Source organism: Amycolatopsis stemonae (genome assembly GCF_054781455.1).
The window spans coordinates 151,391-166,496 of the sequence record NZ_BAAGUJ010000012.1 but is presented as its reverse complement, the minus strand read 5'-3'; the positions used below and the strand labels follow the sequence as shown (position 1 = coordinate 166,496).

General features: G+C 72.4%; 12 protein-coding genes. 4 read left to right on the top strand and 8 right to left on the bottom strand.

From position 1 onward, the window contains the following. Nucleotides 1-140: 140 nt before the first annotated feature. From ACYVLJ_RS35430 to ACYVLJ_RS35415, 4 genes are read right to left on the bottom strand one after another with little or no spacing between them, the layout of a single operon-like run. On the bottom strand, nt 141-1,643 hold the full coding sequence (locus ACYVLJ_RS35430) for a long-chain-fatty-acid--CoA ligase (protein WP_460441963.1): 1,503 nt from the start codon (nt 1,641-1,643) through the stop codon (nt 141-143). A 14-nt stretch (nt 1,644-1,657) separates the two neighbouring features. After that, nucleotides 1,658-2,452: an alpha/beta fold hydrolase gene (locus ACYVLJ_RS35425; RefSeq protein ID WP_460441962.1), complete on the bottom strand. Its 795-nt coding sequence runs from the start codon at nt 2,450-2,452 to the stop codon at nt 1,658-1,660. After that, the gene (locus tag ACYVLJ_RS35420; RefSeq protein WP_460441961.1) at nt 2,449-4,110 is read right to left on the bottom strand and encodes an alpha/beta fold hydrolase; all 1,662 of its coding nucleotides are present in this window, start codon (nt 4,108-4,110) and stop codon (nt 2,449-2,451) included. Before ACYVLJ_RS35420 ends, ACYVLJ_RS35425 begins: the two co-directional genes overlap by 4 nt. Before the next feature lie 9 nt (nt 4,111-4,119). After that, complete coding sequence (locus ACYVLJ_RS35415) at nt 4,120-5,286, bottom strand: acyl-CoA dehydrogenase family protein (RefSeq protein ID WP_460441960.1); 1,167 nt, start codon at nt 5,284-5,286, stop codon at nt 4,120-4,122. 61 nt (nt 5,287-5,347) lie between these two features. Here ACYVLJ_RS35415 and ACYVLJ_RS35410 point away from each other — a divergent pair, with 61 nt between their 5' ends. Further along, nucleotides 5,348-7,906, top strand: a complete 2,559-nt coding sequence (locus ACYVLJ_RS35410; RefSeq protein ID WP_460441959.1) for a MalT transcriptional regulator family protein — start codon at nt 5,348-5,350, stop codon at nt 7,904-7,906. An 88-nt stretch (nt 7,907-7,994) separates the two neighbouring features. Here the strand turns inward: ACYVLJ_RS35410 and ACYVLJ_RS35405 are convergent, their stop codons facing one another. Then, a complete protein-coding gene (locus ACYVLJ_RS35405; protein WP_451976764.1) occupies nt 7,995-8,441 on the bottom strand; it encodes a hypothetical protein in 447 nt (148 codons plus the stop codon). 416 nt (nt 8,442-8,857) lie between these two features. On the opposite strand from ACYVLJ_RS35405, the gene ACYVLJ_RS35400 reads away from it, so the two are divergent. Beyond that, a complete protein-coding gene (locus tag ACYVLJ_RS35400; protein ID WP_460441958.1) occupies nt 8,858-9,514 on the top strand; it encodes a VCBS repeat-containing protein in 657 nt (218 codons plus the stop codon). A gap of 148 nt (nt 9,515-9,662) precedes the next feature. Next, nucleotides 9,663-9,833: a hypothetical protein gene (locus tag ACYVLJ_RS35395; protein WP_460441957.1), complete on the top strand. Its 171-nt coding sequence runs from the start codon at nt 9,663-9,665 to the stop codon at nt 9,831-9,833. 163 nt (nt 9,834-9,996) lie between these two features. Here the strand turns inward: ACYVLJ_RS35395 and ACYVLJ_RS35390 are convergent, their stop codons facing one another. The 3 genes from ACYVLJ_RS35390 to ACYVLJ_RS35380 form a co-directional block, all read right to left on the bottom strand. Beyond that, on the bottom strand, nt 9,997-10,650 hold the full coding sequence (locus ACYVLJ_RS35390) for a response regulator (RefSeq protein ID WP_451977138.1): 654 nt from the start codon (nt 10,648-10,650) through the stop codon (nt 9,997-9,999). Further along, on the bottom strand, nt 10,647-11,831 hold the full coding sequence (locus ACYVLJ_RS35385; protein WP_460441956.1) for a sensor histidine kinase: 1,185 nt from the start codon (nt 11,829-11,831) through the stop codon (nt 10,647-10,649). Before ACYVLJ_RS35385 ends, ACYVLJ_RS35390 begins: the two co-directional genes overlap by 4 nt. A gap of 802 nt (nt 11,832-12,633) precedes the next feature. Continuing rightward, on the bottom strand, nt 12,634-14,082 hold the full coding sequence (locus tag ACYVLJ_RS35380) for an alpha/beta hydrolase (RefSeq protein WP_460441955.1): 1,449 nt from the start codon (nt 14,080-14,082) through the stop codon (nt 12,634-12,636). A 161-nt stretch (nt 14,083-14,243) separates the two neighbouring features. Here ACYVLJ_RS35380 and ACYVLJ_RS35375 point away from each other — a divergent pair, with 161 nt between their 5' ends. Further along, entirely contained in the window at nt 14,244-15,092 is an 849-nt protein-coding gene (locus tag ACYVLJ_RS35375) for an NTP transferase domain-containing protein (RefSeq protein ID WP_460441954.1), read from the top strand. Nucleotides 15,093-15,106: the final 14 nt, after the last annotated feature.

Genomic DNA, 15,106 nt, shown 5'->3' with positions numbered 1-15,106 from the left:
GAACCCTAGTTCAGGACGGCTCGCGTCCTGTCGCCGAATCGGTGAACGGGCCGTTTCCGGCGTCCGGCGGAAGCCATTTCGAAAGACCGGAAAAGTGCGCGCCGGTAATGGTTTGTCGAACTTCGGGTGGTGAATCTCCGTCAGCGCAGTTCGCGCTTGAGGACCTTGCCGGTCGACGTCATCGGGAACGCGTCGCGGAACTCCACCAGCCGCGGGTACTTGTAGCCCGCCATGCGCTCCTTGCCCCACGCCACCAGTTCGCCCTCGGTCACCGTCGCGCCCGGGCGGCGGATGACGAACGCCTTGACCTCCTCGCCGTGACTCGGGTGCGGAACGCCGACCACCGCGACCAGGCTCACCGCCGGGTGCGTCATCAGCACCTCTTCCAGCTCGCGCGGGTACACGTTGAAGCCGCCGCGGACGATCATGTCCTTGGCCCGGTCGACGATGAAGTAGTAGCCGTCCTCGTCGCGGGTGGCGATGTCGCCGGTGCGGAACCAGCCGTCGTGGATCGCCGCGGCGGTCGCCTCGGGCCGGCCGAGGTAGCCCTTCATGACGTTGTGCCCGCGGATCGCGATCTCGCCCGCCTCACCCTCGGGGACCTCGGTCCCGTCCTTGCCGACCAGTTTGACGTCGATGCCCCAGACCGGCTGGCCGATCGAACCGGGCTTCGCGACGCGGCCGGGGTGGTTGAACGTCGCGACCGGGCTCGTCTCGGACAAGCCGTACCCCTCGCGGATCCGGACGCCGTAGATCTTGTGGACCTGCTCCAGGATCTCCACCGGCAGCGCGGCGCCGCCGGACACCGCCATCCGCAGCGTGCCCGAGATGGCGTCCAGGTCGAACGCGGCCGGGTCGGCGCCGGCCAGGCCCCAGTACATCGTCGGGACGCCCGCGAAGAACGTCACTTTCTCCTGCTGCATCAGCGAAAGCGCCGCGCGGGCGTCGAAACGGGGGAGCAGCACCAGCGTCGCCCCCTCGCCGAACCCGGCGTTGAGCTGGACGCTCTGACCGAAGGAGTGGAACAGCGGCAGCGTCACGAGGTGGACGTCGTGCTCGACCGTGCCGAAGAGCTTGTGGCAGGTCAGGGCGTTCAGGACCATGTTGGCGTGCGTCAGCTCGGCGCCCTTCGGCGTGCCGGTGGTGCCGCTCGTGTAGAGGACGACGGCGGTGTCGGCGGGTTCGGTGGCGGCCGTTTCGAACGACGTCGGGCCGGTCAAGGTGTCCACAAAGGACTCGTCGACGAGGAAGAAGTGCTCGCACGACGGCGTCGCGCCGAACCCGGCCCGGCCTTCTTCGCCGAGCGGCAGCCCGGGTCCGCCGGCGAAGCAGAAGAACGCCTTCGCACCGGAATCGGCCAGGTGGTAGGCGATCTCGCGGCCCTTGAGCAGGACGTTGAACGGCACGACGGCCGCGCCGGCCTTGAGGATCCCGTAGTAGACGACCGGGAACGCGGGGATGTTGACCGATGCGAGCGCGACCTTGTCGCCGCGGCCGATCCCGCGAGACCGGAGCAGGTGGGCGACCTGGTTGGCGGCGGCGTTCACCTCCCGGTAGGTCAGCCGGGTCTCCCCGGCGACGAGCGCGTCGCGGCCCGGCAGGGCGGCGGCGCTCTCTTCGAGCATCATGGCGAGGTTCAGCATCGGAGCGGCTCCGTTCAGGACAGGAAGCGGTGGATGAGGGGGACGAGCTCGGCGGCGTGCGTGAGCAGGGCGAGGTGACCGCCGCCGGAAACGATGTGGACGGTGCCGTGGCGCAGCAGCCGCGCCATCAGCTTGGCGTTGACGGCCGGGATGATCGGGTCGTCGTCCCCGGCCACGAGCAGCACGCGCTGCCGCAGTTTCGGCAGGTACCAGGCGCTGGTCCAGCCGGCCCCGGCGACGATCTGCCAGTAGTAGCCGAGCGGGTCCGGCGCCCGGGTGGCTTCGGCGAAGTGCGCGGCGACGCCGGGGTCCGTGCCGAACCCGCCGCCGTAGATCCGGCGGCCGGTATCGCGCATGTGCGCCGGGCCGAAGTACCGCAGCGGGCTGGCCAAGGTGAGCAGCACCGACGGTTTCGCCGGCACCATCACCATGCCCATACTGGTCGCGCACAGCACGACCCGCCGGACCAGCCACGGGCGGCGGTGCGCGAACTCCTGGGCCAGCGCGCCGCCCCACGAGATGCCGAGGACGTCCACCTGGTCGTAGCCCAGCTCGGTGACGAGGTCGGCGAGCATCCGCGCCAGCTGCGGCATCCGGCGCGGCAGCCGGGTGGTCGGCGAGCCGCCGGTGCCCGGCATGTCGAACCGGATCACCGGGACCCGCCGCCCCGGCTGGGCGGCGAGACCGTCGACCAGCGGCTCCAGCAGCTCGAGGTTCGCCCCGATGCCGTTGCACAGCAGCAGGGGCGTGCCCTCGCCGGGCCGGTGGTCGACGTGCAGGACGACCCCGCGCACGCGGACCGTGGTCATGCGCGGACGTACCGGCCGGGCGCCGCCTCGATCGGCGGGTGCTTCGCATTGCCGACGACCGCCGGGGCGTCGACCTGCTTGCCCGCGCGCTCGCCGAGCCACTCCATCCAGCGCGGCCACCAGCTGCCGCTCACTTTGGTGGCGCCGGCCTTCCACGCTTCGGCCGACTCCGGGTTGTCGGCGTTGTGGAAGTAGGCGGCCTTCGGGTTGCCGGGCGGGTTGAGGATGCTCTGGATGTGCCCGGAGCTGCTCAGCGCGAATTCGACGTCGCCGCCGAGCCGGCGGGCCGAGCGGTAGCAGGCGGCCCACGGCGTGATGTGGTCGGTGGTGCCGGCCATCACGAACGCGTCCGCGGTGATCTTGCCGAGGTCCAGCGGGGTGCCGTCGACGACGACCGCGCCCGGGCGGGCCAGGGAGTTGTCGCGGTAGATGTCGATCAGCTGGCCGTGGAACGCGGCCGGCAGCCGGGTGGTGTCGTTGTTCCAGTAGAGGATGTCGAACGCGGGCGGGCGCTTGCCGAGCAGGTAGTTGTTCACCCAGTAGGACCAGATGAGGTCGTTGGGGCGCAGCAGGTTGAACACCCGGGCCAGCTCGCGGCCGTCGAGCACGCCGTTGACGTGGGAGTGGCGCTTCGCCGCGGCCAGGGTCTCCTCGCTGGCGAACACGCCGAGCAGGGTCTTGTCCTCGGCCATGTCGAACACGCTCACGAACAGCGTCAGCGCGTGGATCACCGGCTTGCCGCGCGCGGCGAGGTGGGCGGCCAGCGACACCGACGTGATCCCGCCGGAGCAGGCACCGGTGAGGGTGACGTCGGGGCTGCCGGTGATCTCGCAGACGGCGTCGATCGCCGCTTCGAGCGCGCCCAGGTAGGTCACCAGCTCCCAGTCGCGCTGCTCGGCGGTCGGGTTGCGCCAGCTGACCACGAACACCTGGTGCCCCTGCTCCAGCGCGTACTTGACCAGGCTCTTCTCCGGCGAGAGGTCGAAGACGTAGAACTTGTTGATCTGCGGCGGCGCGATGACCAGCGGCCGCGACCAGACCTGCTCGGTGCGCGGGACGTACTGGATCAGCTCCAGGACCTCGGTGCGGAAGACGACCGAGCCTTCGGTGGTGGCGAGGTTCCCGCCGACGGTGAACCGTTCGGTGTCGACCTGGCTCGGGAAGCCGCCGTTGCGGCGGACGTCACCGGCGAAGTGCCGCGCGCCTTCCACGGCGCTCTCGCCGCCGGTGTCGATGAACCGCTTGACCGCGGCCGGGTTCAGCGGCAGGTTGCTCGGCGACAGCGCGTCGAGCGCGAGCGACAGCACGAACCTCGCCCGTTCACGGTCCACTTCGGACAGTTCGCTGCCGCCCAGCCAGGCGTCCAGTTCGGCGTCGGCGGCCAGATAGACGCCGAGCAGCCGGCGGTAGAGGAAGTTCTGCGTCCAGGCCGAGTCGCTGAAGCGCCGGTCCTTCGGGCCGGGCACCAGCTCGCCGCGACCGCGGGCGGCGGCGACCGCGGTCCTGGCCAGGTGGCGCAGGCTCGCCGTCGTGTGCTTCGGGTGCTTGACGGCCTCGCCGACGACCGTGCGCAGCGAGTCCAGGAGGTCCTTGCGGCGGAAGCCGACGATGGGGTTGGGGCCGCCGATGGCGTCGGCGGCCACGCTCGGGGATGACATGGGTTCTCCTTAAACGAAAGCGGACCGGCCGGTGAGCGCCCGGCCGACGATGAGGGTGTTCATTTCGCGCGTGCCCTCGTAGGAGTGGATGGCCTCGGCGTCGGCGACGAACCGGCCGACCTCGTGCTCCAGGAGGATCCCGTTGCCGCCCATGAGCTCGCGGGCCATGCCGACGGTCTCGCGCATCTTGGTGGTGCAGAAGGCTTTCGCGAGCGAAGCCTGTTCCTCGGTCAGCTTCCCGGCGTCCTGCAGCCGGGACAGCTGCGCGACCAGGCAGAGCGACGCGGTGATGTTGCCGAGCATCTTCACCAGCAGGTCCTGCACGAGCTGGAACCCGCCGATCGGGCGGCCGAACTGCTCGCGTTCCTTGGCATAAGCGAGCGCGCGCTGGTACGCGCCGAGGGAGCAGCCGACGGCCTGCCACGCCACCGACGTCCGGGTCATCCGGAGCACGGCCGCGGTGTCGGCGAAGGTGTTCGCGTGCTGCAGGCGGTTGCTCTCCGCGACACGGACGTCCTCGAGGAGGATGTGCGCGTTCTGCACGGTCCGCAGCGCGATCTTGCCTTCGATCTTGGTCGGGGTGAACCCGGGCGTGTCCTTCTCGACGAGGAAGCCCTTGACCTGGCCGTCCTCGACGTCCTTGGCCCAGATGACGACGACGTCGGCGAAGGTGGCGTTGCCGATCCACTTCTTCTCGCCGTTCAAGACCCATTCGCCGCCTTCGCGGCGGGCGGTGGTCTTGAGACCGCGGGAAGCGGCGGAACCGACGTCCGGCTCGGTGAGGCCGAACGCGCCGATCTTCTCGAACCGGTGCATCGGCGGCAGCCACCGCGCCTTCTGCTCTTCGGAGCCGCAGAGGTAGATCGACCCCATGGCGAGGCCGGTGTGCACGCCGAAGAACGTCGCGAACGACGGGTCGGTGCGGGCCAGGTCGAGGGTGACGAAGCCGTCGAGCAGGCTCGTGCGGCCGGGCAGGCCGTAGCCGGTGTAGGAGAGGCCGCCGACGTCGAGCTTGCCGAGCGGCGCGACGAGGTGGTGGGGGAAGCGTTCCCGCGCCCAGTGCCAGGAGGCGACCGGCGCCACCTCGTTGTCGAGGAACTCGCGCAGCCGGTGCAGCAGGTCGCGGTCCTCGGCCGGGAGGTCGTCGGCCAGGAGGTAGAAGTCCGTGGTGTCCATGCGGATGAAGGTAGGTTTCCGCGCTGGTCGGCACCCCTGTCCAAGGTTAGGGTTCGGGGTTATGCAGGTGGTGGCGACGAAGCTGCTGGTGCCGCCGGCCCGCCCGGGCACGGTCGCCCGGGGGCGGCTGCTGCGCCTGCTCGACGCGGTGCCCGCGCACCCGGTCACCCTCGTCACCGCGCCGGCCGGGTTCGGCAAGACGACGCTGGTCAGCGCGTGGCTGCGGGACTTCGGGGGCCGCTCGGCCTGGCTCACCCTCGACGAAGACGACGACGTCCCCGGCCGGTTCCTCGACTACCTCGTCACCGCGCTCGGCGCCGGCCGCACGCTGCTGGACTCCGGCACCGCGTCGACGCCCGCGGTGATGACCGGGCTCGTCAACGACCTGGTCGGCGAGGAGCGCGTCCTCGTGCTCGACGAGGTCCACCTGCTCGCCGAACCGGAGATCCTCGACGCGCTGACTTTCCTCGTCGAGCACTGCCCGCCCGGGCTGCACCTGGTGCTGCTCGGCCGCACCGAACCCGACCTGCCCCTCGCACGGTGGCGCGGCAGGGGCCTGCTGGCCGAGCTCGGCGCGGCCCAGCTGCGGTTTTCGCCGGAGGAGGCCGCCGGGCTGCTCGCCGCCGTCACCGGCCGGGCGGTCGACGCGGCCGTGGTCGGCGAGCTGAACCGCCGCGCCGAGGGCTGGGCGGCGGCGCTGCAGATGCTGGGCATCGGCCTGCGCGACGGCACCACGGCGGCGCCGTCGGTGCGGCTGCAGCCGGGCAACCGGTACGTGCTGGACTACCTCGCCGAGGAGGTGCTGGCCGGCCAGCCCGCCGACGTCCGCGACTTCCTGCTCCGCACGAGCGTGCTCGAGACGCTGTCGTCGCCGCTGTGCGACGCCGTCACCGGCCGGACCGGCAGCGACCGGGTGATCCGGGACCTCGAGCGGGCCAACCTGTTCCTCACGCCGATCGACGACGCGGGGGAGTGGCACCGCTACCACGGGCTGTTCGCCGGCTACCTGCGCGGCGAGCTGGCCCCGGACGTCGCCGTCGAGTCCCACGCGCGGGCGGCGCGCTGGTTCTCGGCGCGGGGGATGCCGGCCGAGACGATCCGGCACGCGGTGCCCGGCCGCGAGATCGGGCTGGCCGTCGCGACCGTGCGCGAGCAGGCCGAGGACCAGGTCCGGCGGGGCGAGCTGGCGACGTTGCTGTCGTGGCTCAACCGGCTGCCGGAGGACGAGCTGCGCGCGCAGCCCGACCTCGCCGGGTTCAAGGGCTGGCTGCTCTACCTCGGCGGGCGCGCCGACGACGCCGAGGCGTACGCCGCGATCGCCGACGCGGGCATGGGGCCCGGCGCACCCGTGCTCGACCTGGCGATGCTCCGGACGTTCCAGGCCTACCTGGCGCTGACGCACGGCCGTCCCGCCGACGCGGCCGGGCTCGCGACCGCGGCGCTGGACCTGCTCGGCGACAGCACGTCGTTCTTCCGCGCGGCCGCGATGGGCGTGCTGGGCCAGGCCCGGCGGCTGACCGGCGACCGGCGCGGCGCGATCGAGGTGCTGCGCGAGGCCGTCCGGCTGGGGGAGCGCAGCGGCAACCCGCTGAGCGCGCTGGAGGCCACCGGCTACCTCGCGCCGCTGCTGTACGTGCAGGGCCGGCTGCGCGAAGCCGTCCTGCTGTGCCGCGACGCGCTGCGCGGGCACCCTTCCGCGCCGATGGCCGGCCTGGCCGAGGTGCCGCTCGGGACGTTGCTCTACGAACGCGACGAACTCGCCGAAGCCCGCCGGTGCCTGGTCGAGGGGATCGCCCGGTGCGAACAGCTCGGCACGACGTCGTACACGCTGCTGGGCCTGCGGACCCTGGCGCGGCTGCACCACGCGGCCGGCCGGGTCGACGAGGGGTTCGAGGCGCTGCTGGCCGCCCGCCGCCAGGCGGACGCGGCCGAGGACTACCGCCGCGCGCGGCTGGTGGTGGCGACGATCGCGGAGCTGCAGCTGCGCTCCGGCAACGTCACGGCGGCTTCGCAGGCGTTCGACGAGATCACCGGCGACCCACCGTCCTCTTCGGACTACGAGCAGCTGACCCGCGCCCGGCTCCTGCTGGCGCGCGGCTCGCCGTCGGAGGCCCTGGACGTGCTGGGCGTGATCGAAGAACGCGCCCGCGAGGAAGGCCGGGACGGCAGCCTGGTGGCGATCCTCGTCGCGAGCGCGCTGGCCCGGCGCGACGCGCGCGACCTGCTCGCCGAGGCGGTCGGGATCGCCGCCCCGGACGGCTACCGCCGCACGTTCCTCGACGAAGGCGCGGCGCTCGTCCCGCTGCTGAAGGACGTCCGCGCGACGGCCCCGGAGTTCGTGTCCGACCTCCTGTCCCGGTTCCGGGGCACGCCCGCGGTGGCAGCACGGGGTTCGGAGCTGCGGACGGTCGAGGGCGTCGGCGTGGTCGAGACGCTGACCGAAACGCAGCGGCGGATCCTCGGGCTGATCGCCACGGGGATGTCGAACCAGCAGGTGGCCGACAAGCTGTTCATCACGGTCGGCACCACGAAGTGGCACCTGAACCAGATCTTCGGCCGGCTCCAGGCCCGCAACCGCACGGAAGCCGTCGCCCGGGCCCGCGAGCTCAACCTCCTGTAGACGCCCCGCGAAAGGCGAGCCGCGGCAGACCGCTTGGCCGCTCGCCGAAGCGGGCTGACGACTGTCCGATCAGGACGCCTCGGAGGCGTCAGCACGCGTAGTGGATCCTCGTGTAGCCGACGTACAACGAACCGTAGTCCTGCAGGCTGCCGCTGCTGATGTCCACGGTCGTGCCGCGGTCGCCGACCGTGTTGCTCGCCCAGAGCGGTTCGCCGCCTCCGGTGTACACGACGAGGTTGCCGTCGCGCTGGTAGGTGGCGTAGCTGCCGGGCCAGCCATTGGTGTTGGACGCCCAGCACGCGTGCTTGCCGTTGATGAGCCAGTACTCGACCAGGTTGCCGTCCGCCTGCATCTCGAGCGTGAAGTTGTGGTCCCCGGAGGTGATGTAGTCGCCGGCAGCCAGCACGTCCCCTCTGAGGAGGTAGGTGCCGTGGTTGGCCGCCGGCGCGGCGTTCGCGGTCGCCGTCAACGGATTCATGAGGAGCGCGCAGAGAGCGGCGACGCCTGCCAGTCGAGTGATCAGCTTTGTTCGCATGGGTTCCAGCGTTGCGGGGGGCGGCGAGCCGCGGCAAGCCTTTCCAAGGTCGTCGAAACGCTGCCCGCGCCTGGCCTGTTCGTGGGTATTCTCGGCGGTGGCTGCAATCCCAGTGCTGCAAAGACGGGCGATCGGGTGGCGGACACCGGGAGTTTCCGTCACTCGCGCCCGTACCAAGCGAGCAGGCCCCGCAGCCGTTCGCAGATCTCGGACAGCTCCGCGACGACCTCGTCGGTTGCCCGCTTCGCGGTTAAGCCACCCCTGCGCGAGCGCGGCCAGGGCGTTTCCGGCGTGACGGCCGGGGTTGCGCGCGTGTGGCACATCACACTTCCAGTGCACGTGACGAGACCGTGGCCGTCTTTCCCAGTGAGAGGACTTTCGGTGAAAAGATCACCGATCGAGGGAGGGAGCACACCATGAACCGCATCGGACTCGTCCGGACCGCCACCGTTTCCGGCCTGGCCGCCGCGCTCGGGCTGGCCGTCGCCGTGCCCGCGCTGGCCGCGCCGGGGCCGGACCCGGTCACCGTCGCCGCCGACCTGAACGGCGACGGGCAGCTCGAGACCGTCACCGACCGGATCGTCGGGGACGGCGACCAGCTGGTCTCGGCCACCGTGAACGGCACCTCCACGTCGATCCACCTGCCGGCCGACAGCCAGTTCGGCATCGAAGCGCCCCGGGTGACCGACCTCAACGGGGACGGCCGGGCCGAGCTGGTCATCACCCAGTCGGTGGGGGCGAACACCACGTTCTTCTCCGTGCTGCACTTCGACGGCCGCGCCCTGAGCCAGGTCGTGGGGGCCGACGACAAGCCGTTCTCGGTCGCCGAAGGCGGCGGGGTCGCCGCGCACCTGGGCTACACCTGCACGCCGTTCGAGGGTGGCCGGGCCTTCACGACCGTCGCTTCCGAGAACGACGACGTCAGCCGTCCGACCGACCGGTTCACCTACTCGGGCACCCGCACGACGTACACCCTGCGTGACGGCGCCTTGAGCGTCCAGGACACGACGCCGTTCAGCGGCGTCCCGACGACGGACCCGCTGCTCGCCGCCGACCCCGGCAGCTGCGCCTGACCGAGCACGATGGCCGTGGGCACCGCGCCCACGGCCATCGTCGTGTCCGGAGACGGCGGGATCGGCCAGGCTCTGCCGATCGCAGCCGCGCCGGCGCCAGCTGGTCCCGGTCCCGACGCGGGGTACGCCGAGGTCGGTCTGCTGGCACGTGACGACCCTGCCGGCCGACCGCCGTTCGGGCGCGGCCGATTCGTTGCGGCACTTCCTCGGCACCCCGGCGGCGATGCAGGTGATGCGCGCCCTGGGCAGCGGCGTTCCGCTTCCGGCCCCCGGTGTGCGTGACGATCTGGAGTTGTGCGGTGCCGGACCTGCCCCCTGAGCGGGCCCGGCACCGCATCCCCTTGCCGCCCTCGGGCCCCCCGGCCGTCGGACGACTGTCCCCGCACGCTCTCCCGTGCACCGGTGAAACCCCGACGGCCCGCGCGCGTGATGTGCGTTGGCGCGGTGACCACCCGGCCGGGTTAGCCCAGGCCGCGGACCGTTCAGCGCACCAGGCCGGATTCCCAGGCCCACACCGCGATCTCCGTGCGGTTGCGGGCTTCGATCTTGCGCTGGATCGAGGCGAGGTGCGTCTTCACCGTCGACAGGGAGATCGTCAGCTCCTCGGTGATCTCGGCGTTCGTGCGGCCGCGGGCGACGGCCTTGGTGACGTCGAGTTCGCGCTGGGTCAGCGCGGGTTCGGCCTGGCGCGCGCGGCGGCCCGCCGGGGTGGCCGTGAAGTGGGCCAGCAGGCGCGTCGTGATCGAAGGGGAGACGAGAGTTTCGCCGTTCGCGGCCGCGTGGACCGCTTCCACCAGGAGGCGGGGGCCCGCGTCCTTCAGCAGGAAGCCGCAGGCGCCGGAGCAGAGGGCCTCGTGGACCAGCTCGTCGAGGTCGAACGTCGTGACGACCAGGACACGCAGCGGGTCCTCGACGTCGGGGCCGGCCAGTTGCCGGGTGGCGGCGAGGCCGTCGACCAAGGGCATCCGGATGTCCATCAGCGTGACGTCCGGGCGCAGCTCCTGGGCCAGCTCGACCGCCTGCTTGCCGTTCTCCGCCTCGCCCACCACTTCGAGGCCGGGTTCCCGCTCCAGGATCAGCCGGAAGCCGGTGCGCACCATGGCCTGGTCGTCGGCCAGCAGGATTCGCAAGGTCAGCCCCCTTCCAGCGGCCGGGCCGCGGCGACGCCGCCCGGCAGCGGCAGCTCGGCGAGCACCCGCCAGCCGCGCTCGCCGTGTTCCCCGGCGACCAGCCGGCCGTCCAGGGCCGCGATCCGCTCGCCCATCCCGATCAGGCCGTACCCGCCCGCCGAACGGCGCGTCCGCCCCGGCCGGAGCCCGTCGTTGCCGACCTCGACCCGCAGGTACTGGCCATTGTCCCCGGGCTCGACCACCACGGTGACGCGCCGGGCGTCGGGCGCGTGCTTCCGCACGTTGGTCAGCGATTCGAGCACCACCCGGTGGACGGTCGACACGGTCTCCGGAGCCACGGCGAGGTCCGCCAGCCCGGGCGCCAGCCGCACTGTGACACCGTCGTCGTCACCGACCGCGGCTTCGACCGTCTCGGCCAAGCCGGTCGTGCCGACCGGTAGTACGTGCCCGGGGCTGCGCAGCATCATGACCAGCCGCCGGACCGCGCCGAGCGCCTCCGCGCCGGCGTGCTCGATCTCCTTGATCAGGTCGTGCTCGGGTCCTTCGGCGAGGATCACGCCGGCGGCCTGGGTGCGGACGACGACCCCGGTGATGTGGTGCGCCACCAGATCGTGCAGCTCCCGAGCCAGCTCGAGCCGCTCCCGATCACGGGCGGCCGCCAGGGCGGCCTCGCGGCGGGCGTCGCCGTCGCGCAGGATCAGGCCGATCATGACGCTGCCGCCCCACAGCAGGGCCCAGAGGACCGCGAGGGTGAGCGTCGTGGAGGAGTCGCCGTACCGCAGCACCGGCGCGAACGCCATCGCCAGCCCACCGAGCACCGCAAGCGCGGCGGCGTGCCCCCGGGGCAGCCGGTGGCAGGCCGCTCCGACCAGCAGCATCAACGCCACGACCTCGGGATCGCCACCGAACTTCGCGGCCGGTGCGGCGAAGAAGCCCACGGCGCTGGTGGCCAGCGAGAGCCCGATTCCGGCGCCGGCCAGTGCTGCGGTCCGTTCCGGAAATCGCCGTCGTAGCAGGGCGAGCGCCCCGAGGACCGCGCCGACGCCGAAGTAGAGGAGCTCGCCTGCGGGGGCCGGGGCGTCGACGATGAGCCGGCGCACGATCAGCTCGAGGTTCAGCCCGCCGAGGACCACGATCTCGACGATCACCAGGCCGCGGACCGGCTTCGGAACGGTGGTCGGGAGCACGTGGGTGGCCGTCCTTCCTACGGGTGCCGAGGGCCGGGGTGATCATCATGCCGGATTGGCCGGGTGGGTGCCTGGCGCGTGGCCCGGGTTCACGACGCTGGCGCCGTGCGGCGAACTCAAGCCTGCGTGCCCGGCTTGATGATCGCCGGGGTGCCGGGCACGCGGCCGCTGTGGCTGAGGCCGAGCGGCGCGGTGGTGGTTCGCCTGATGACCGGTCACCGGGTGCTGTCGGGCGGGCCGGGTTCACGGCGCTAGTGCCGTGCGAACTCAAGCCTGCCTTGCTCGGCTCGCTTGGAGAACGGTCGCTGGGTGCCAGGTGCCAGGTGCCGGGTGCCGGGTGCCGGGTGCCGGGTGCCGGGTGCCGGGTGCCGGGTGCCGGGTGCTGGGTGTCGGGTGTCGGGTGCCGGGTGCCGGGTGCCGGGTGCGCGGCCGGTGACGCCGAACGACATGCGGGAGGTAGCGTTCGCTGCCCGCGCTGCCCGCGCTGCCCGCGCTGCCCGCGCTGCCCGCGCTGCCCGCGCTGCCCGCGCTGCCCGCGCTGCCCGCGCTGCCCGCGCTGCCCGCGCTGCCGCGCCTGCCTGGTCTGCTGCACCCGCCTGGCTCACGGCGCCCGCCTGGCCTGCCCCGGTCCGCCGCGCCCGGCCTGGCCCGGCGCCGCCCGCCCGGCCTGGTCCGTCCGGTCCGGCGCTGCCCGCCCGGGCTGGTCCGACCGGCCCGGCGCTGCCTGCCTGGCCCGGTGCTGCCTGCCTGGCTCGGGCCGCCCGGCTGCCCGGGATCGCAGCGGGCCCGGGCAGCGCCGGGCTTAGCGGGGTTCGGCCGTGCACGTCACGTCGTGGTCTGGGCGTTGGCCCGTGGTCAGGTATGCAGTCGCCACTGTGTCGGCGCACTGGTTGCCCACGTACGGGTAGACGCCGTGGCCGCCTGCGTTGACCGTTGCCATTCGGGCTCGGGTGCCGAATGCTTGGCGCAGCTGGATGGCGCCGGCCAAGGGGGTTGCCGGGTCGCGCTCGTTCTGCAGCATCAGGACGTTCGATGGGCCTTGGTCGCCGATGCGGACTGGGGGTTCGGTTGGCGCCGGCCAGAATGCGCACGGCTGGATGTTGGCTCCGGCCGCGCCGAACATCGGGTGGCGCAACCGGTCGATTGCCACCGCTGCCTGGTAGGTGGCCACCGATCGTGGCCAGCGGGAGTCGGCGCAGATCGTGTAGTAGCGGCCTGAGATCAGGTTGTCCACATTGGACGGCTCGCCGCCCGGGAGCGGGGGGAGCGGCTGGTCGGTGTCGAGTGCCTGCCAGAGCTTGGCCACCAGGGGCATCGCCGCGTCGTTGAAGAGGAAGCCCCAGGTGAGCATCCGGAACGTCGGGCCGTCGATGTCCCGGACCGCGGCCTTGTCCAGCCGTGCGGCCAGGTCGAAGTACTTCGCCGTGACCTGTTCCGGGGTGCTGCCCAGGTGGTAGGTGGCGTCCTGGACGGCGGCGAACTTCGCGAAGTCCGGGAAGCGGTCGTCGAAGCCCTGGGCGTAGAGCCGGTCGTTCGCGAAGTCCCAGCCGGTCGGGTGGACGTTGCTGTCGAGCAGGATCCGGTCGCCGCGGTCGGGGAACAGGGTCGCGTACACCGCGCCGAGGTAGGTGCCCCACGAGTAGCCGGCGAAGGACGTCTTCTCCTCGCCGAGCGCGGCCCGGATCCGGTCCATGTCGCGTGCGGTGTCGGCCGTGCTGACGTGCGGCAGCATCCACGCCGACTGCGAAGTGGCGCACTGGCGGGCGATCGCCTTCGACTGCTCGGCCCGCTTCGCCACGTCCGCGGCGTTGCGTGCGTAGGGCGGCACGTTGCCCGGAGCCTGTTGCTCCGGGGTCAGGGCGCACGTCACCGGCGTGCTGTGCCCGAACCCGCGCGGGTCGAAGCCGATCAGGTCGTAGCTGTCCAGCACGCTCTGCGGCAGCTTCGCCGCCACCAGCTCGGCCGGGAACTTCAACCCCGGCGACGGACCACCGGGGTTGGTCAGCAGGATCCCCCGGCGCTGCCCCGGGTTCTTGCTCGCGAGCCGGGAGATCGCGACGTCGATCTGCCGGCCGCCGGGATCTTCGTAGTCCAGCGGGACCTTGATCGTCGAGCACTCCAGGCCGGGCGCGGCGGCGTCCGCCGGGCACGGTCCCCACCGCACGCCGCCCGGCGCCGCCGCCGCGGGCACCGCGGCGAGCGTTGTCCCCAGGACGCCGATCGCGAGCGCGATCGACCACGTCTTCCCCATCCGAAACCCCTCCTCCGAACGACGCCCGAGCGCCGTGACCTGTGAGCGAATTTCATTCTGCTCAGCGAACGCTCACCGCACATCGAGCCCGCGAACGGTTTCCGCGGTCCCGGACATCGGTCAAAAGGACTAGGAAGCCCGGCCCGGCTATCGTCGACGACGTGCAGACTGAGGCAGGCGTGGTCCTCGCGGGCGGCCGGTCGTCGCGCATGGGCCGCGCGAAAGCCGGCCTGGCCTGGCACGGTTCGACGTTCCTCCACCGCACGAGCGCGCTGCTGAACCGGGTCGTCGACGGCCCGGTGGTCGTCGTCGCCGCGCCCGGGCAGACCCTGCCCGACCTGCCCGCCGGCGTCGAAGTCGTCGAAGATCCCGTCGAAGGCCTCGGGCCGATGCAAGGCGTCGCCGCCGGGCTGGGCGCGGTGGCCGGCCGCGCCGACGCCGCGTTCGTCTGCTCGACGGACATGCCGTTCCTGCACCCCGCGTTCGTGCGGCGGGTTTTGCGGGCCATGGCCGACACGAAGGCCGACATGGTGCTCCCCGTCGCGCGCGGGTTCCGGCAGCCGCTCGCGGCCGCCTACCGGACGTCGCTCGCGGACCTGATCACCCGGCTCGTCGGCGAAGGGCAGCTGCGGCCCGGCATGCTGTTCAAGCACTGCGAAGTCGCGCAGCTCGACGACGCGCAGCTCCTCGGAGACCGCCGGCTGGCCGCCTTCGACCCCGGTCTGGACTCCGTGCTCAACGTCAACACGCCGGACGACTACGCCGCCGCGCTGGACCGGCCGGAACCCGGGATCACGATCGAACGGTTCGGGGCGCTGGCGGGCAAGGACGGCCACCGGCCGCACACCGTCCGGGCGGCGACGCTGGGCCGGGCGGCGAAGCTGGCGGGCCTGGAGCTGGACCGGCACGTCGTCGCCGCGGTGAACGGCGACCAGGTCACCCGGGATCCCTTGCTGCCGCTCGCGGCCGGGGACACGGTCGCCTTCCTGTCGGCGGACGCCGGCGGATGACGCGCCGATCCGGC